Annotated in this window: 19 protein-coding genes; 4 read left to right on the top strand and 15 right to left on the bottom strand. The window is 63.1% G+C overall.

The genetic code is table 11. The annotated features are described in order from the left end of the window. The first annotated feature begins 148 nt into the window (after positions 1-148). Positions 149-2,251: a bifunctional rhamnulose-1-phosphate aldolase/short-chain dehydrogenase gene (locus tag P6U30_RS08960; protein ID WP_407169036.1), complete on the top strand. Its 2,103-nt coding sequence runs from the start codon at positions 149-151 to the stop codon at positions 2,249-2,251. 177 nt (positions 2,252-2,428) lie between these two features. On the opposite strand, the gene dhaK is transcribed toward P6U30_RS08960, so the two are convergent. The 13 genes from dhaK to P6U30_RS08895 all read right to left on the bottom strand — a co-directional run bounded on the left by dhaK (position 2,429) and on the right by P6U30_RS08895 (position 13,441). Continuing rightward, positions 2,429-3,412: a dihydroxyacetone kinase subunit DhaK gene (dhaK, locus tag P6U30_RS08955; RefSeq protein WP_407169035.1), complete on the bottom strand. Its 984-nt coding sequence runs from the start codon at positions 3,410-3,412 to the stop codon at positions 2,429-2,431. Positions 3,413-3,448: 36 nt separating this feature from the next. Then, positions 3,449-3,871, bottom strand: coding sequence for a hypothetical protein (locus tag P6U30_RS08950; RefSeq protein WP_407169034.1), 423 nt, complete (start codon positions 3,869-3,871; stop codon positions 3,449-3,451). Next, on the bottom strand, positions 3,864-5,483 hold the full coding sequence (gene ptsP / locus P6U30_RS08945) for a phosphoenolpyruvate--protein phosphotransferase (protein ID WP_407169033.1): 1,620 nt from the start codon (positions 5,481-5,483) through the stop codon (positions 3,864-3,866). Before ptsP ends, P6U30_RS08950 begins: the two co-directional genes overlap by 8 nt. A gap of 1 nt (position 5,484) precedes the next feature. After that, positions 5,485-5,793 carry an HPr family phosphocarrier protein gene (locus tag P6U30_RS08940; RefSeq protein WP_407169032.1) on the bottom strand — a complete coding sequence of 103 codons (309 nt, stop codon included), beginning with the start codon at positions 5,791-5,793 and terminating at the stop codon, positions 5,485-5,487. 25 nt (positions 5,794-5,818) lie between these two features. Continuing rightward, on the bottom strand, positions 5,819-6,211 hold the full coding sequence (dhaM, locus tag P6U30_RS08935) for a dihydroxyacetone kinase phosphoryl donor subunit DhaM (protein WP_407150979.1): 393 nt from the start codon (positions 6,209-6,211) through the stop codon (positions 5,819-5,821). Beyond that, the gene (dhaL, locus tag P6U30_RS08930) at positions 6,208-6,831 is read right to left on the bottom strand and encodes a dihydroxyacetone kinase subunit DhaL (RefSeq protein WP_407169031.1); all 624 of its coding nucleotides are present in this window, start codon (positions 6,829-6,831) and stop codon (positions 6,208-6,210) included. The genes dhaM and dhaL overlap by 4 nt, the downstream gene beginning before the upstream one ends. Before the next feature lie 14 nt (positions 6,832-6,845). After that, a complete protein-coding gene (locus P6U30_RS08925) occupies positions 6,846-7,871 on the bottom strand; it encodes an ABC transporter ATP-binding protein (RefSeq protein ID WP_407169030.1) in 1,026 nt (341 codons plus the stop codon). After that, on the bottom strand, positions 7,864-8,961 hold the full coding sequence (locus P6U30_RS08920; RefSeq protein ID WP_407169029.1) for an ABC transporter ATP-binding protein: 1,098 nt from the start codon (positions 8,959-8,961) through the stop codon (positions 7,864-7,866). Before P6U30_RS08920 ends, P6U30_RS08925 begins: the two co-directional genes overlap by 8 nt. A gap of 8 nt (positions 8,962-8,969) precedes the next feature. Next, positions 8,970-9,170, bottom strand: coding sequence for a hypothetical protein (locus tag P6U30_RS08915; RefSeq protein WP_407169028.1), 201 nt, complete (start codon positions 9,168-9,170; stop codon positions 8,970-8,972). After that, positions 9,167-10,123, bottom strand: coding sequence for a carbohydrate ABC transporter permease (locus P6U30_RS08910; RefSeq protein ID WP_407150974.1), 957 nt, complete (start codon positions 10,121-10,123; stop codon positions 9,167-9,169). The genes P6U30_RS08915 and P6U30_RS08910 overlap by 4 nt, the downstream gene beginning before the upstream one ends. Continuing rightward, on the bottom strand, positions 10,120-11,094 hold the full coding sequence (locus tag P6U30_RS08905; RefSeq protein WP_407169027.1) for a carbohydrate ABC transporter permease: 975 nt from the start codon (positions 11,092-11,094) through the stop codon (positions 10,120-10,122). The genes P6U30_RS08910 and P6U30_RS08905 overlap by 4 nt, the downstream gene beginning before the upstream one ends. A 68-nt stretch (positions 11,095-11,162) precedes the next feature. Beyond that, positions 11,163-12,521: an ABC transporter substrate-binding protein gene (locus P6U30_RS08900; protein WP_407169026.1), complete on the bottom strand. Its 1,359-nt coding sequence runs from the start codon at positions 12,519-12,521 to the stop codon at positions 11,163-11,165. Between the two features lie 410 nt (positions 12,522-12,931). Continuing rightward, positions 12,932-13,441, bottom strand: coding sequence for an EamA family transporter (locus P6U30_RS08895; protein ID WP_407169025.1), 510 nt, complete (start codon positions 13,439-13,441; stop codon positions 12,932-12,934). Between the two features lie 146 nt (positions 13,442-13,587). Here P6U30_RS08895 and P6U30_RS08890 point away from each other — a divergent pair, with 146 nt between their 5' ends. Genes P6U30_RS08890 through P6U30_RS08880 form a run of 3 tightly spaced genes read left to right on the top strand, consistent with a single transcriptional unit; the run spans position 13,588 to position 15,487 of the window. Further along, on the top strand, positions 13,588-14,184 hold the full coding sequence (locus P6U30_RS08890) for a glutathione S-transferase N-terminal domain-containing protein (protein ID WP_407169024.1): 597 nt from the start codon (positions 13,588-13,590) through the stop codon (positions 14,182-14,184). 17 nt (positions 14,185-14,201) lie between these two features. Then, positions 14,202-14,927 (top strand): SDR family NAD(P)-dependent oxidoreductase, encoded by a 726-nt coding sequence (locus P6U30_RS08885; protein ID WP_407169023.1) that lies wholly within the window; start codon positions 14,202-14,204, stop codon positions 14,925-14,927. 2 nt (positions 14,928-14,929) lie between these two features. Further along, on the top strand, positions 14,930-15,487 hold the full coding sequence (locus P6U30_RS08880; protein WP_407169022.1) for a TetR/AcrR family transcriptional regulator: 558 nt from the start codon (positions 14,930-14,932) through the stop codon (positions 15,485-15,487). 139 nt (positions 15,488-15,626) lie between these two features. Here P6U30_RS08880 and P6U30_RS08875 read toward each other — a convergent pair whose 3' ends face one another. Then, entirely contained in the window at positions 15,627-16,829 is a 1,203-nt protein-coding gene (locus P6U30_RS08875) for an aspartate kinase (RefSeq protein ID WP_407169021.1), read from the bottom strand. Beyond that, complete coding sequence (gene nagA / locus P6U30_RS08870) at positions 16,830-18,002, bottom strand: N-acetylglucosamine-6-phosphate deacetylase (protein WP_407169020.1); 1,173 nt, start codon at positions 18,000-18,002, stop codon at positions 16,830-16,832. Positions 18,003-18,047: the final 45 nt, after the last annotated feature.

Here is an 18,047-nt window from a genome sequence, read left to right as displayed (position 1 = left end):
CACCATCGCGCAGAACGCAAGCAATTTTGATCGAGGACAATCATGACGCGCCGCAATACGATTGGATTGCGTCTCTCGGTGATTGACTTTTATCGTTGGTTGCCCTGAATGGATCTCGTCCATCGTCCGTGCCGCACAGGAGAATTCCATGTCAGACACACACGCTGCAGCCCGGCTCGCGAACCTTTGGGACGACGCCAAGGCGGCGGCGATGAGCGAGCCCGAGCGGCTCGTGTACCGTTCCAACATCCTCGGCTCCGACAAACGCGTGACCAATTACGGAGGCGGCAACACTTCATCCAAGATCTGGCAGAGGGATCCGCTGACCGGCGAGCAAGTCGAAATTCTGTGGGTGAAAGGCTCCGGCGGCGACAGCGCCACGATCAAACTCGAGGGCTTCGCCACCCTGTACATGGACCGGCTGCGCGCGCTGAAACGTCTCTACCGAGGACTCGAGCACGAGGACGAGATGGTCGCCTATCTGCCGCACTGTACCTTCGATCTCAATCCCCGGGCGGCTTCTATCGACACGCCTTTGCACGCCTTCGTGCCAAAGCCCTTCGTCGACCACATGCATCCGGACGCGATCATCGCCATCGCGGCAGCGAAGGACTCCAGGATGCTCACGCAGCAGATCTTCGGCAACCGGATCGGCTGGCTGCCGTGGAAACGGCCAGGCTTCGAGCTTGGCCTCTGGCTCGAAAAATTCTGTCGAGACAACCCCGACGCCAACGGCGTCGTGCTGGAAAGTCACGGGCTCTTCACCTGGGGCGATACGCCGAAGCAGTGCTACGAGACGACCATTGCGACAATCAACCGAGCTATCCAGTGGTTCGAAGACGAAACCGGGCACAAGGCGGCCTTTGGCGGAGCGGCGGTCACATCGCTGCCCGCAGACCGGCGGCGTGAAATCGCCGCGAGATTGATGCCGAAGATTCGCGGCATGATATCGGGCGGAAGCTACAAGATCGGCCATTTCGACGATTCCGATGCTGTTCTGGAGTTCGTCAACTCCAACAACCTGCGGCCGCTGGCAGCCCTCGGTACGTCGTGCCCCGATCATTTCCTGCGCACAAAGATTCGACCGCTGGTGATCGAGTTCGACCCGGCCAAACCCGATGTCGACACTGTGCTTGCCCACCTCTCCAATTCGGTCGCCGTCTATCGCGCGGACTACCAGGCCTATTACGACAGGTGCAAACGCGCGGCTTCGCCGGCCATACGCGACCCAAACCCGGTGGTTTATCTGATGCCCGGAATCGGCATGTTCACTTTCGCCGCCGACAAGGCGACGGCGCGCATTTCCAGCGAATTCTACGTGAACGCGATCAATGTCATGCGCGGCGCCTCGGCCGTCTCCTCCTATGTCGGTCTGCCCGACCAGGAAGCTTTCGACATCGAATACTGGTCGCTCGAGGAAGCCAAGTTGCAGCGCATGCCGAAGCCGAAATCGCTGGCAGGACGCATCGCGCTCGTCACCGGCGGCGCCGGCGGTATCGGCAGGGCGACCGCCACGCGGCTGCTGCGCGAAGGCGCCTGCGTTATGATCGCGGACATCGACGAGGCCTCGCTCGCGGAGGCCAACGAAGAACTCGGCGCCGCCTATGGCAAGGATTGCGTGCGGCCGGTGAAGCTCGATGTCACCGAGGAAAGCGACGTCGCCGCTGCCTTCATCACCAGTGTTGTAGAGTTCGGCGGTATCGACATCGTGGTGTCCAATGCCGGCATCTCATCGTCCGCATCCATCGTGGACACCAAGCTTTCCATGTGGAACCGCAACCACGATATCCTAACGAAAGGCTATTTTCTGGTCTCGCGCGAAGCGTTCCGCTATTTCATACAGCAGCAGATCGGCGGCAATATCGTCTTCATCGCATCGAAAAACGGGCTCGCCGCCTCGCCCAATGCCGCCGCCTATTGTACGGCGAAGGCAGCCGAAATTCACCTCGCCCGCTGCCTGGCGCTCGAAGGCGCGGAGCATCAGATCCGAGTGAACACGGTAAATCCGGACGCAGTGCTGCGCGGCTCCAAGATATGGACCGGCGAATGGCGAGAGCAGCGTGCTGCCGCCTATTCGATGCACCCGGACGAGCTGGAAGAGCACTATCGCAAGCGGTCAATGCTCAAGCGCTCGGTGTTCCCGGAAGACATCGCGGAGGCCGTCTATTTCCTGGCTTCGGACATGTCGGCCAAATCGACGGGCAACATTATCAATGTCGACGCCGGCAACGCCCAGAGTTTCACGCGCTGACCGGTCACTCGCTGTCGCTCGCCATGCTCCGTCTGCATGCTCCAGACAAAAAGATGCCGTGCCCGAAGGACACGGCAAGTTTCAGGGAGGGTGAACCGGCACACTTCCGATGCATGCGTACGATCCCGATCGTCGGCAAGGCGCGATCTGAAAATCAGCAGCCGCGCATTGTATCGGTCACCATTTCAATGCGGCCGTGCGCACGGGATGATCCCAGAGCGCAATGGTCTCGCTATCGAGCAGGCTCACGGTCAGCGAGCATCCGGCCATATCGAGCGAAGTGACGTAGCTGCCGACCAACGAGCGTGCGATGCGCAGGCCGCGCGCCTCCAGCATGCGGCGCGCCGCGTCGTACATCAGATAAAGCTCGATTGTCGGCGTCCCGCCAAATCCGTTAACGAGCAGGAGGGCCTCAGCCTCGTCGCGCACGTCGAGATCCTGAACGATGGCTGTGGTCACCTCGTCCGCGATCGCGTCGGCACGCGCCAGCTTGACGCGCCGACGTCCCGGTTCACCGTGAATACCGACCCCGATCTCTATCTCGTCCTCGCCAAGCGAAAACGTCGGCGTGCCCGCGGCCGGCACCGTGCAGCTCGTCAGTGCCACGCCCATCGAACGGGTTCGCGCATTGACGCGCTCGCCGAGTGCGACGCAACCCTCGAGGTCGAGACCCTTCTCGGCGGCGGCGCCCACGATCTTCTCGACGACCAGCGTGCCGGCGACGCCACGGCGCCCGATGCTGTGCGTGGAGTTCTCGACCGCGACGTCGTCATCCGTCACGATGGTGGCGACGCGGCCCTCGGCGATCTCGGCCGCCATCTCGAAGTTCATGCGATCGCCCGCATAGTTCTTCACGATGAACAGCACGCCGGCATCGCCTGCAACGGCCTGCGCGGCCTCGACGATCTGGTCGGGCGTCGGCGAGGTGAACACCTGGCCCGGACAGGCCGCATCCAGCATGCCGTAGCCGACGAAGCCCGCATGCAGCGGTTCGTGTCCGCTGCCGCCGCCCGAGACCAGCGCGACCTTCCGCGGATTGAGCTCGCGGCGTCGGATGAATTTCCGCTCCGCGCCGAGCGCGACGAGATCGGCATGCGCCGCCGCGAACCCATCGAGGCTTTCTGCAAGCACGCTTTCGACCGAATTGAAGAATTTTTTCACTCTTTCCTCCCCTCTCCGTCTCTCTGCACCCCGCGGCTATTTTTCCCGCATGATGGCAACGAGCCGCCGCGCGAACTCCTGCAGCAGCGCATCCAGCTCGGCGTTGCGCTTGGAACTGCCGAGATCCGGCAAATGCAGCATCAAGGTCCGCTCATGCGAGCCTTCGGTCAGCCGGCCGATCCGGCGCGGATGCGCGCGGGCGTAGGCGCGCAGGAAGGCGGCCTTGGCTTGCGGCGGAAAGTGGCAGACGTCGAAGATCGTGCTGAGATGCTGCACCGGGATCGGCACCGGATAGGCCGGATTACTGATCTGGCTGACGAAGCTGCGGTTCTTGCCCATGGCGTGGGCAAGGCGAAGCCGCATGCCCGACGGGCGGCTCTCCAGCACCTCCTTGAAGATGCGCTTGTAGACCGCAACAGCGCCGGCTTCAGCCGGTTCATCGGTCGCCGTGTCAGCCAAAGCTGCCTCCGCTGCTCAGCCGATCCATGGTCTGCTTGATCTGCGCGAGCGCAGACGTGGTCACGGACAGCTCGCGCATGCCGCAGTTCAACAGCGCAGGCAGGCAGCGCGGGTCGCTCGCCATGTCGCCGCACAGGCTCACGCTGATTCCGGCGCGCCGCCCATGCTCCGCGGTCCGCGCGATCAGTTCGAGCACGGCCGGATGCAGGGGATCCATCAACGGGGCAAGCGCTCCATTGGAACGATCGCAGGCCAGCACATATTGCGCGAGATCGTTCGAGCCGATTGAGAAGAAGGCGGCCTCGAAGCTGTCGACCGCCAGAGCCGCCGCCGGGACCTCAACCATGATTCCCAGCTCCGGAAGCATCGCGGCAATGCCCTCGGCCTGCAAGCGTTGTACCGTGTCGGCGAACAGCTTCCGCCCCGCCTCGAGCTCGTCGGCACAGGTGACCATCGGGAACATGACCTTGAGGTTGCCACGCGCCGCCGCACGCGCCAACGCGCGGAGCTGGACGGTGAAAATCTCGGGTCGCGCCAGGCACAGCCGCAAGCCGCGAACGCCAAGAAAGGGATTGGCCTCGCCGTCGATCGTAAATCCCGGCACCGGCTTGTCGCCGCCGGCATCGAAGGTGCGAATCGTGACCGGGCGCTGCCCGGCCCAGCGCAAGACCGCATCATAGGCTGCGAACTGGGCCTCCTCGTCGGGCAGGCCGCCCCGCTCGGTGAGCAGAAACTCGGTTCGCATCAGCCCGATGCCGTCGGCATATTGCGCATCGGCATGCGCGAGATCGTCGACGTGCTGGATATTGATGAACAGCTTGATCCGCTCGCCACGCCACAAGGCCGTCGGCCGCCGTAGGATCGCGCGGGCGGAGGCCCGGCTCTTGCGATGGATGTCGCGCCGCTTCTCGAACAGGCGAAGCTGCTCGGCATTCGGGTCGAGCTCGAGCGTTGCGCCTTCGCCGTCGAGCAGCGCGGTGGCTCCGAGTTCAGGCACGGCGCCGAGCTGCACCACCATGGGAATGCCGCGCGCACGCGCCAGCATTGCGACGTGGCTGGTCGGACTGCCGCGCAGCAGCGCGAGGCCCCCGCCACCAGACCAGTCGATCTCCAGGAATCGCGACGGCGGCAGGTCATCGGCGCAGACCACGGCGCCGCTCGGAATCGTCAGCGCCTGAGCGCCGCCGCCGCGCAGGATCGTCGTCACACGATCGCGCAGGTCGGCGAGGTCGGAGGAGCGCGCCTTCAGATATTCATCCTCGGCGGAATTGTAGTCGGCGATCTGCGCGTCGAGCGCCGAGCGCCATGCGACGTCGGCAGCATCGCCCTCGCCGATCGCCGCGAATATCCCTTCGATGAAATCCTCGTCCTCGAGCAGTGCGACCTGGAATTCGAGAATCTGCGCGGCCTCGCCGCCGGCCATCGCCGCAAGCTCAGCGATCTGCCCGCTCGCAGCGTCGATGGCCTTGCGAAGTGCGAGCGCTTCCTCGACCAGCGAACCCGCAATCCGCTCCCCGCTCGCATCCGCACCGACGCGGACGAACGGACCATGGGCAAAGCCGATCGAGGCGGTCCTGCCGCGGTAGGCCAGTGCTGCGGCGCCGCCCTGCATGTTACGACACCTCGTCCGGGAAATCGGTTTCGATCAGCTTGACCACTGCCGCAACGGCCGCCTCTGCGTCACTGCCTGCCGCCTTGATCTCGATCGTGCTGCCGTGCGCCGCACGCATCGCCATGATCTTGGCAACGCTCTTGGCATTGATCCATTCGGCCGCGCCTTCGACCCGGACAGAAATCTGGGCTTGGAACTTCTTGGCAAGCTTGGTCAGCTTGACCGCCGGGCGCGCATGCATGCCCACCGCATGCACCAGCCGTACGTTGCCGCTGAAGATCTGTCCGTCCGCTTTATCCAGCATCGTCATATTCCATCATCGCTTCGCCGACGTCTCAGTCGGCAGAGAGTTCCTCGGCCACGGCTTTCACTTGGGCCAGTGTGCTGCCGCCCGCCGCTTCAGTCGCCGCCATCACCGCGCCCTCGACGATCGGCGCGTTGCATACGACAACGTGATCGCGCCGCGCGGGCTCCAGCATTTCGACCGCCATCTCGCTGTTCGTCTCGGCGCCGCCGAGATCGACCAGGATCGCGACACCCTTGGCGGACCAAGCATCATTGATGGCGTCGATGATCGAGGGAACGCTGGTGCCGAGCCCGCCGTCGGGATTGCCGCCGCAGAAGGCGACCCGGACTTCGCTGCCGACCATCTGCCGCACCATGTCGGCGGTACCCTTGGCGATGTCCCGTGAATGCGAGACGATCACGATGCCCACGGTTTCACTCATTGCTTTGCCTCCAGGCTCGCGCAGACCGCCTGCACAAGAACGCAGCTCGACCGCGCACCGGGATCGATATGTCCGACGCTGCGCGCTCCGAGGAACGAGGCTCGCCCCTTGGTCGCCAGCATCGGCGCGGTCCGCTCGACGGCTTCGTTCGCGGTAGCACGAACCCGTTCGATCAGGTCAGGTTGGCCGGCCGCAGTCTTCAGTGTCTCCAGCACCGGGACGAGCACGTCGAGCATGGTCTTCTCGCCGGCGTGCGAGCGGCCGCGCGCGCTGACCGCGTTCACCGCGCTGCCAAAGACGTCAGCGAGATCCTCGGGCAGATGCTTGTTGTGCGAGAGCGCTTCGCCGGCGGCCAGAAACAAGCTGCCATAGAGCGGCCCCGAGGCGCCGCCGACCGTCATCACCAGCGTCTTGCCGATCATTTTCAGCGCCTCGTCGAGCGGCTGCGCGGAGATCGCATCGAGCTTGCCGAGCACGGCCTCGCAGCCACGCTTCATGTTGGTGCCGTGGTCGCCATCGCCGATCGCCTGATCGAGGCTGGTCAGCTCCGGCGCGCTGGCGATGACCTGCTCGGCGGCCACCTTGACCAGCGACTTGAATGTCTCGGCTTGTATCGACATCGCGAACAATCCTTTCAACGGGCCGGCGCAAGAACGCGCTGCCCTGCAGAATCGAAGCAGAGCGGGTGCATCAGATGCAATTCGACCTCCTGACCAGCCTGCAGTGGCTGATGCGGATCCGCAAGCATCACCAATGTCTCACCCTTATAGTCCAGATGGACATGATTCTGCTCGCCGAGGTGCTCGACCCTGTGCACGCGACCAACCATCTGCCCGCCATTGCGCGCGCCGATCCGCAGGTGCTCGGTGCGGATGCCGACCGTCTCGGTTCCAGGCGGGATCGCGACGTCGGACAAGAGGCGCGCGGGCAGGAAGTTGATCTGAGGCGTGCCGAGACGCGAGGCGACATAGCTCGACGAGGGGCTTTCATAAATCTCCCGCGGCGTGCCGCACTGAAGCAACTGGCCATCCCTGATCACACCGATTCGGGACGCCATCGTCATGGCCTCGACCTGGTCGTGGGTCACGTAGAGAATGGTGGCGCCGAGCTCGAGCTGGATCCGCTTGAGCTCGAGACGAAGCTCGGAGCGAAGCTTGGCGTCCAGCGACGACAGCGGCTCGTCCATCAGATAGATCGAGGGATCGCGCACGAGCGCACGGCCGATCGCGACGCGCTGCATCTCGCCACCGGAGAGGCGGGTTGCGCGGTTGTTCAGCTTGCTTGCGATATGCAGCAGCTCCGCCGTCCGCTCGATGCGCTTGCGAATGACGGGTTCCGGCACGCGCCGTGCGGGCGAGCGCAGCGGAAACGCCAGATTGTCGTAGACCGTCAGATGCGGGTAGAGCGAATATTGCTGGAACACGAACGCGATGTCGCGCGATCCCGGCGGGTCACGGGTGACGTCGCGCCCGTCGATTATGATCGAGCCGCCGTCCGGTCTCTCCAGCCCCGTGATCAGCCGCAGCGTTGTGGTCTTGCCCGCGCCGCTCGGTCCGAGCAACACCAGGAACTCGCCGTCGTTTACCGTCAGCGAGAGCTCGCGCACAGCCTCCACCGCGCCGAAGCGCTTGGTGATGTTGCGTAAGGCGACGTCAGCCACGATGCACACTCCCGTCATTGGCGGTCCGGATCGCAAGGCCACTTCCGACATCGAACAGCACCAGCCTCTCCGAGCTGAACGCGAGCCCCACCGTCTCGCCGATCCGCACCGATGCGCTGGCGGGCAGCCGCGCCGCGACGCGGCCGTGGGCGGTATCGACGGTGACGATCTGCGTGGTGCCGAGATACTCCGCGCCGAACACCTCGCCGCGGACGGCAGCCGCGTCGCTGAAGCGGATGTGCTCCGGGCGAACCCCGAGCGCCAGTGGCGCGGGCGCGCAATCCTGCCGAATTTCCGGCACCGCAACGCGCGCATCATGGAAGGCGATGGTCCGGTCGCCGGACTTGAGGCCGCCCTCGAAGCGCAGGAAGTTCATCGCCGGCGAGCCGATGAAGTCGGCGACGAACATGCTCGCAGGCCGGTCGTAGATCTCCTGTGGTGAACCGATCTGCTCGACACATCCCTTGTTCATGACGGCGATTTGATCGGCCATCGACATCGCCTCGAGCTGGTCGTGCGTGACATAGACCGTGGTGGCGCCGATCCGCTCGTGCAAATCGCGCAGTTCGCCGCACATCAGATGGCGAAACTCGGCATCGAGCGCGCCGAGCGGCTCGTCCATCAGAAACGCTTTCGGCCGCCGCACCATGGCGCGGCCGAGCGCGACCCGCTGGCGGTCACCGCCCGAGAGCTTCGATGTCTTGCTCGACAGCAGATGCTCGATCCGCAGCAATCGCGCCGTGTCCTGCACCCGCGCGGAGATCTCTCGCTTCGCCATGCCCTGGCACTTCAGGGGAAACGCAATGTTCGCCGCGACGTTCATATGCGGATAGAGCGCGAACAACTGGAACACGAAGGCGATGTCGCGGGCGGCGGCACGGCGGAACGTCACGTCCTCACCATCGAGCAGAATCCTGCCCTCGGTCGGCAGCTCGAGACCCGCAATCATGCGCAGCGTAGTGGTCTTGCCGCAGCCGGACGGGCCGAGCATGGCAAAGAAGGCGCCGTCATCGATCGTGAAGTTCGAGCCGTGCACGGCCGTGAACTGATCGAACGACTTGCGCAGGTTTTCGACGCGGATTTGTGCCATGTCAGCCTCTACTCCGGAAAATGGCTGACGATGACATAGCCGACCGTGCCGGCGAGGATCGTCACGAAGGAATAGCTGTAGAGATCCATGGACAGCGGCTGCACCAGCATGATGATGCCGCCTCCGATCAGGGTCATCGTCGCGGTCTCCCAGGGCCCGCGACGGAGCCAGCGGGACATTCCGCTCTTGGCAATGGCAGAACCGCTCATTTGCGCACAGCTCCGAAGGTGATGCCGCGCAGCAAATGCTTGCGGAGCAGCACCGTGAACAGGACGATCGGCACGACGAACAGCGTGGTCGCAGCGGCAACCGCCGGCCAGTCCTGTCCGCCCTCACCGATAATGAAGGGAATGAAGGGCGGCATGGTCTGCGCCTCGCCGCTGGTCAGCAGAACCGCGAAGGCGTATTCGTTCCACGAGAAGATCAGGCAGAAGATCGCGGTGGCGGCGATCCCCGTGACCGCCTGCGGCAACACCACCTTGCGCAGCGCCTGCAGCCGCGTGTAGCCGTCGACCAGGGCAGCTTCCTCATACTCGCGCGGGATCTCGTCGATGAACCCCTTGAGCAGCCAGACCGCGAGCGAGACGTTCACTGCGGTGTAGAGCAGGATCATACCGAGCCTGGTGTCGGTCAGATTGAGCTGCCGGTACATCAGATAGATCGGGATCGCGACGGCGACCGGAGGCATCATCCGCGTTGACAGGATGAAGAACAGGAGATCATCCGCCAAGGGAATGCGGAAACGCGAGAAGGCGTAGGCCGCGAGCGTGCCGAGGAAGACCGCGAGGAACGTCGAGCCGAAGCCGATGATCAGCGAGTTGACGAAGCGCGGCACGACCTTGGACGGTCCTGCGATCACCATGTCGCGCTGGCGCACCAGCTTGTCATACCAGGTCTCCGGCGGCGGCAGCTTGGCGATGAAATCCGGCGTCTGGCGGGTGCGCACGGTGAACAGGTTGACATAGCCTTCCAGCGTCGGCTCGAAGATCACCTTGGGCGGATAGGCGATGGCGTCGCTCTGCGACTTGAACGCGGTGGCGACGATCCAGAGCAGCGGCAGGATCGTGATCACGGCGTAGAGGATGACGAGGCCGCCGGCCACGGCCTTCGAACGGGGCGATGCCTCGACGATGGAATGCGCGGTGGATGTGGCGACGGTCATCGTTGCTTCACCTTGTTGAGCGCTTTGACGTAGATGTTGGCGGCACCGAACACGGTGACGAACAGGATGATGGCGAGCGCGGACGAATAGCCAGTGCGCCATTTCTCGAAGGCGGCGCGCTTCAGCGTGATCGAGACGAGCTCCGTCGTCGACCCCGGTCCGCCGGAGGTCAGGAGGTTGACCATGTCGAACATCTTGAAGTTCTCGATCGCGCGGAACAGCACCGCCAGCATCAGGAACGGGACCGTCATCGGCAGCGTGATCGACCAGAACTGCCGCCAGGCTGAGGCGCGATCGACTTCGGCCGCCTCATAGATGTAATCGGGAATGGAGCGAAGCCCGGCGAGGCAGATCAGCATGACGTAGGGGGCCCACATCCAGGTGTCGACCAGGACGATGGTCCAGGGTGCAAGCGAGACCTGACCGGTCATGCTGAACGCGCTCGGCGGCACGCCTGTGAACAGGCTGATCAGATAATTGAACGGCCCGATCTGCGGCTGCAGCAGCAGGGTCCAGAAGTTGCCGACCACCGCCGGCGACAGCATCATCGGCAACAGGAGGATGGTGGTCCAGAAGCTGTGGCCGCGGAACTGGCGGTTGATCAGCAGCGCGAGGCCGAATCCGATGATCACCTCCAACGTGACCGACCAGATCACGAACTGCGCCGTGGTCTGCAATCGGAGCCAGACGTCTTCGTCGCCGAGAATGTCGGTGAAATTGTCGAGGCCGACGAAGCGCAGTGGCAGATAGGACATGCTGAGATTGAGACTGGTGAAGGACAGCCGGATCATCCACACCAGCGGAAAGATGTTGATCGCCAGCAAGAGCGCGATCGTCGGTGCCACGAACAACCAGGCGATGGCGCGGTCCGACAGGCCGCGCACGCGGCGCGTGGTCCGAGACCTCGCAGGCTCGCCCATGCCGGCGACCGTGGCATCATCAGGTTGAGAGATCGTGGTCATCTTGTCCATCTGCGGGCTGGGGCGGTTTCCCCGAGACACTCCGCTCGGGGAAACCCGGTTCGCTTGATACGGCTCGTCTATTGTGATGCGACCTGCTTGCCCTGCTCCTTGAAGACCTTGGTCCAGTCCTTGACCAGCAGATCGAGGGCCTGCTGCGCCGTGCCCTTGTCGGCGACGACGTAGTCATGCACGCGCTTCTGCATGTCGAGCAGCAACTGCGCGTAGGACGGCTCGGCCCAGAAGTCCTTGACGATAGCCATCGACTCCAGGAATTGCGGCGCGAATGCCGCGCTCTTCGGGAAGTCCGGCGCGTCGACCACGGCCTTCAAGGCAGAGTAGCCGCCGAGTTGCCACCAGCGCTGCTGCACGGCGGGCTGCGCGAACCATTTGATGTAAGCGAGCGCGTCATCCTTGTGGTCGGAGGTCGCGACCACCGAGATGCCCTGCCCGCCGAGCTGGGTGAAATGCCCGCTCGGGCCAGCCGGGTTGACGAAGAAGCCGATCTTGTCGCCCCCGACATTCGGATCCTTGTAGAGGCCGGGGAAGAAGGCGAACCAGTTCATCTGCATCGCCACCTGTCCGGACTTGAAGGCGTCGAGCCCCTCCTGCATGTAGGCGTTGGTCATGCCGGGCGCAGTGCAACACTTGTAGAGCTCCTTGTAGAACTCGAGCCCTTTGGTCGCCTCGGCCGAGTTGACGACGCCCTGCATCTGATACGGCTTCTTCGGGTTGTCGTAGCTGAAGCCGTAGTTGTAGAGCACGTTGGTCACGCCCATGGTGATGCCTTCGGAGCCGCGCTCGGTGAAGATGTAGGCGCCATAGACTTTCTTGCCGTCGATCTCGCGGCCCTGGAAGAACTCCGCGATCTGCTTCAACTCGTCGTAGGTCTTCGGCGGCGCCAGATCGCGGCCGTACTTGGCCTTGAACGCCGACTGGATCTCCGGCCGCGAGAACCAGTCCTTGCGATAGGTCCAGCCGACCGCGTCAGCCATTGCCGGCAGCGCCCAATAGTTCGTCGAGTTCTTCGGCCACTGCGAATAGCCGACCACCGTCGCCGGAACGAAGTCGTCCATCGAGATCTTCTCCTTGGTGAAGAAGTCGTTGAGCTTGACGTACCACTTGTTCTCGGCGGCGCCGCCGATCCACTGGCTGTCGCCGATGATCAGGTCGCAGAGCTTGCCGTGGGAGTTGAGCTCGTTGAGAAAGCGATCCGCATAACTGGTCCAGGGAACGAACTCGTATTTCATCTCGATGCCGGATTGCTTGGTGAAGTCCTTGCCAAGCTCGACCAGCGCGTTGGCCGGATCCCATGCCGCCCAGCACAGCGTGAGTTGCTTGCCCTGGGCCGCAGCTTCGCCTCCGCCGAATACGCCCAGCAGCGCCGCCCCTAGAACCGTGGTGGCCGCTGAGCTTCTTAACCAATTGAATGTCCGCATATCCGTTTCCTCTCTCGTTGAAGCATCTAACCCGCTCGGCGCGCCCTGCCGGAACGACGCCGAGACCCTGAAACCGAGTTGAGGAGCGATGAGTGAAGGACGATATGGACCGCTTCCGGAGACGGCTCCGGAATGGCTTGGGCTCCTCCTACACATCGGCTCGATGCGCGATGTTTAGCTTTTTATGTCACTAAACGTATTACTAAATTTTTTTCGCCGTCAAGCGGGTTCTCGCGACCTTGTATAAATATTTGCGACGCTCGCACGCGCAACTTGCATGCTCGCAGCGCAGCAAAATGTGGAATTCTGTCAGAAGCACGCTTGCCGAGTTGGCCCGGCGCAAGCAATTTCGATCTTTCTGAATACCAGAACACGTGCCTCATTGTCATTCTGATGTTTAGTAAGTTACGTTACTGAACGTTTAGCAAAGCGATTGTGAGCGAGCTTCGGCTAGGCGAGCGAACCCCAAGCGAGGCGTGCGAAGGCTGTCGCGGCAAAGCGCGCAGGGTGAAGGCGGACCGGGACCACGAGCGACGATTGGACAGGCCACGCGCACGACCGAAGGCCGCGATCGCGAGCCAACGCCGCCAGCCGACGGGTTCACCGACTGCCAAGGCTGCACCGAGCGTGACGGCGAGTGGCAGCACCTGAATGATTGCCGCAGCATTCGCCAGAGGCAAGTTCACGATCGCCACCAGCAACAATATCGTTCCGCCGACTTCGCCAGCCACCCGAAGCACGACCGGCATCATCATCAGCGCCCGTAGCGGACGCAGCGCCCGCTGAAGCCAAGCAAGCGCTGCGATCAGCACAATCGCGAACAAGCCACGCACTAGCAGGACCTGGCCAAAATTCATCTTGGCCGACACCGCCTTAGTGATCGCGTCGTTTATATTGAAGGTCGCCATGGCAGAAGTCATCAGCAGGCTTCCGCGAGCATTGGGGAAGGTTCAAATCAGTTTCCAGATTGGACGACTTCACGATTGACTTTATAGACGACCGGTCGTATTAGAGCAATATGACCGGTCGTCTATACGCCTGAATGCACTTGCCGAGGAGAGTTTGTATGAAGCTGATAGGCACCTATCTATCGCCCTACGCGAGGCGGGTCGCAGCGGCCCTGATCTCTCGCGGTCTGCCTTTCGAGCATGAGGCGGTGAACGGCTACCGAGAGTTCGAGACCGCAAGCCGTTATAATCCAGTGGCGAAGGTACCTTCGCTCGTGCTCGATGATGGCGAGGTCCTGATCGACAGCACCGCCATCCTCGACTACCTCAATGAACTAACGCCTTCGGCGCCGCTGATCCCCGCCGGGTCGAGAGCCCGCCGGACGACGCTCAAGCTCGCGGCGATTGGTTACGGCGTCTATGAACAGGCCTCCAGCCTTTCGTTCCGCGGACGCGAGGTCCCTGCGACCGAGGCCAAGCGCTGGAAGGCGCAGATCCTTGGAGGCTTACGCGCGCTCGACGAAGCCGCGCGCGATGGCGGACCACTCAGGGCGACGCCACTGGACGCGGCTGCGATCACCGCGATCGTAGCGGTGGAATACATCGCGCGGACGAACCCGGATTTGGAGACCCTTTCCGCAATCCCCGCCTTGGCCGAGCTAGCGGCCGAGTATCGAAACGCACCGCCCTTCGCGCTGACGAGGCCAGCCGCTTGAGGCGCATGGAGGAAAGCATGACTGATCGGATCGCTCTCATCGCCGGTGTTGGCGGCGCGACCGGCGCTGCGCTTTCGCGGCGCTTCGCACAAGGCGGATATCGTGTGGCGATGATTGCCCGCAACGCCGAGCGGCTCGCGGAGCTCGAGATGCAGATACCTCGTGCGCGCGGCTATCCTTGCGACGTCGCCAATCTTAACCGGCTCGGCGAAATTGTCGAGCGCGTGCAGACCGAGCTAGGGGCACCCCATGTGCTCATCCATAACGCCGTCGCGGCGACATTCGCCAAGATCCTCGATGCGTCGGTCGAGGATCTGGAGCGAAATTTTCAGGTGAACACCACCTCCCTGTTCTATCTGGTGCAGAAGCTCGCGCCGGCGATGATCGACCGCGGCGAGGGAGCCATCATGGTCACTGGAAACACATCGTCGTTCCGGGGCATCCCGCTGCGCCCGGCCTTCGCGCCGACCAAGGCTGCCCAGCGCATCCTCGCGCAGTCGCTCGCAAAGGATTTGGGCCCGAAGCGCGTGCATGTTGGATATATCACCATCGATGCCGCGATCGACGCCCCATGGAGGAGGGACACCCTGCCGCTCCCGGATTGGCACGATAAGCCAGTTGACCATTTCGCACATCCCGACGCGATTGCCGACGAAGTTTACCACATCGCGCATCAACACCCTTCGACCTGGTCGTTCGATCACGTCATCCGGCCTTTCGCTGAGAACTGGACCCTGAACTGACCATGCCGAAACCTAATCATAGGGAAGCACTACTCGACGCGGGCCTCGCGGCGTTTCATCACCGCGGCTATCATGCGACCGGCGTTCAGGAGATCGTCTCGTCGGCCGGTGTGCCGAAGGGCTCCTTCTACAGCCATTTCGAAAGCAAGGACGCCCTCGGCCTGGCGGCGCTGGCGCGTTACTGGGAGGACCGCGCCAAGGCGCGTGCCCTGCTGCGGGACACCAGCCTTCCCGGGCTCGAGCGGCTTGACCGCTATCTCGCGGCGCTCGGTTATAGCGAGGATGGCTGCCTGATCGGCAATTTCACGGCCGAACTCGCGCAACTCGACGCCTTCCGCCAGGATTTGTCACGCCTGTGGCGCCAGTGGACGGATGCACTTTCCCAGTGTCTCGCGGATGGGCAGCGCGACGGCAGCGTGCGAACCGACGTGCCCGTCACCGAGCTTGCGCGCACGGTTCTGGCGCTTTGGGAAGGCGCGGTGCTCTCAGCGAAGGTCGAGCGCGGCCCCAAGCCGCTCAACATGGCACGTCGAACGCTGCGGCATTTGTTGGCGCCGTGACGCATAGCCGATCCCCGCTCCGTTTTGAACCATAGCTAATTCATGGCTGCTCAGGGTGCATTCCGGTCCTGATGTCGCGAGCGACGGCTTGGCAGGCCGCGCGCGACCGAAGGCGGAAGCGATCCCACACTTCTCGACGCTATGCTTGCTGGACAAGCGAATGCAGCGCCCTAACGGCAGCCTCCCGGCTCTCCACGGGGACAAACAGGCTGATCGAATGCGGCGACAACACGTACCTGTCGGGGACAATTCCGTGCTGTCCGAGAACCTGCAATGCCCTGAACGGCAATTCCGACGAAACGGCGCCAACGCAAGTGAGACTGACCGAGCTTGAAGCCTCCCGCTGCTTACGCAAATCCTTGGCGTCCTGAAGCGTGCGCAACAGCGCGTCGAGCCACTCTGAATCCGAGGCCACAGTCATGCTGGTCTTGCCCATGGCGAAGTGTGAGGCGAGGAGTTGCGGCCACGACAGGCTGTTTTGCTTGAGATGCTGCGCGAATTTCTCAAATCCGTGATTGAGATCGCTGCAATCGATCTCCACATGCTCGACCCGAGCCATCGAGTTGACGGCGAGAACCTTCCCGTTTTCCATGCCCGCAACCTCTTTCATCACTTCGGTGCTATGTTCAATGCCACCCCACTGCTTGAGAACCAGCGGCACATCCTGAGTTTGCGCCAGCTCTACGCTGCGAAAATGCAGGATCTTTGCACCCCAGAAGCACATCTCGGACAGGGATGCGAAGTCCACTCGCCGCAACGGCTGTGCATCCGGCACCATACGCGGATCGGCCGAACAAATGCCGTCGACCTCTTTGATGATTTCACAGCGCTCGGCTTTGAGCGCCGCAGCCATCGCAACAGCCGTGGTGTCGCTGCCGCCCCGGCCGAGCGTGGTGATTTCCCTCGTCGCCGGGTTCACGCCCTGAAATCCTGCCAGCACCACGACACGCCCACGATCAAGCTCCTCACGCACCCGAATGGGCCGCACGTCCAGAATGCGCGCCGAGGAATGCGAGTCGTCGGTCATCACGCCGGCCTGGCTGCCGGTAAAGCTGATCGCGGGCACGCCGAGATCGGTGAGCGCCATGCTCATCAGGGACATGCTGATGCGCTCACCGGTTGTCAGCAGCATGTCGAGTTCACGGCGATTGGGAGCGGGGCTCACCTTATGAGCCATCTGGATCAATTGGTCGGTGGTCGTGCCCATGGCAGAGACGATCGCCACGACCCGATGACCACGGCCATGCAGCTCGGCGAGGCTGCTCGCCACCGCGCGAATTCTTGCCGGCGTTTCGAGACAGACACCGCCATATTTCTGCACGATGATGGGATGGCTACGCATCTAACCCTCGCTTGCCACGCCCATCGATCCGACACCGCCTATCCAGGTGTCGACGACTTCGAATTTCGGGTTAAGAGCGACAAGATCCGCGCGGTAGCCGGGCGCGATCCGTCCAAGCTCGGAGTCAAGGCCCAGAAATACCGCGGGCGTCCGAGAGGCCATGATGAGGGCATCAGCAAGGGAGATTCCGAGCATCGCAACAGCGTTGCGCACCGCCTCGATCATGGTGAGGTGAGCGCCAGCGAGTGTGCCGTCGGGTCCGGTCAGGCGATTTTCATGCAACGTGATCTGCCGTCCCTGCAGCGTGAATTGCCGATCCTTTGTGCCCGCCAATGGCATGGCGTCGGTAATGACCATCAATCGATCGCGCCCCTTGCAGCGGAAGGCAACCCGCAAGCAGGCAGGGTCAACATGGATGCCGTCGCAGATGATCCCGGCAAACAGCCGGTCATCCCCCAGCGCGGCGCCCACCAAACCCGGCTCCCGGGCGTTCAACTGCGACATGGCATTGAACAGATGGGTCACCCCTGAGACGCCGCGATCGACCGCCTGTCCGATTTCGGCCGCGGTGGCGTCGCTGTGGCCGGCGGCGATCCGCAATCCGGAGCCGATCAGTTCGTCGATCATGGACGCAGGCGCGCATTCCGGGGCCAGGGTGACAATGGAGCGGCCACGCTCGCCAAAGCTTTTGATGGCGGCGAGATCACGTCGATCGGGCACGCGTATCTCGGCCTCCGGATGAATCCCCTTGCGGGACCTGTTGAGGGCCGGACCTTCCAAATGAAAGCCGAGCACACCGGGAATTCCAAGGCACGCCCGAGCCGCCGCGGCCAATCGCTGGATGACCTCGCTTCGATCCGTGATGAGGGTTGGCAAGCAGCCCGTGGTCCCCGCCTTGCGGTGCGCCGCGACGATGCGCCGAACGCCGGCCGCCGTTGGCTGCTCGTTGAGAAGGACGCCCCCGCCACCATTGACCTGAATGTCGATGAATCCGGGTGCAAGGATCGCATCTGAAGGAAGCTCGATTGGCGTGCGCGACTGTGACTGCCCGAATATGATGCCTTCGATCCGACCGTTCGAAATGCTGACCGATCCCGGCCCGCGCATGACGATACCGTCAAAAATTTGCGGCGCAGCAATCGTAATAACGTCGGAAGAGGAGCGGTCGCCCATCAGCATTCATCCGAGAGTGGCAGTCACGGGCCCGTGAGACGACTG

Source organism: Bradyrhizobium sp. ORS 111 (assembly GCF_045571485.1).
Taxonomy (GTDB): Bacteria; Pseudomonadota; Alphaproteobacteria; order Rhizobiales; family Xanthobacteraceae; genus Bradyrhizobium.
Note: the sequence above shows the minus strand (reverse complement) of the source record. Positions and strands in the feature narration are given on the sequence as shown.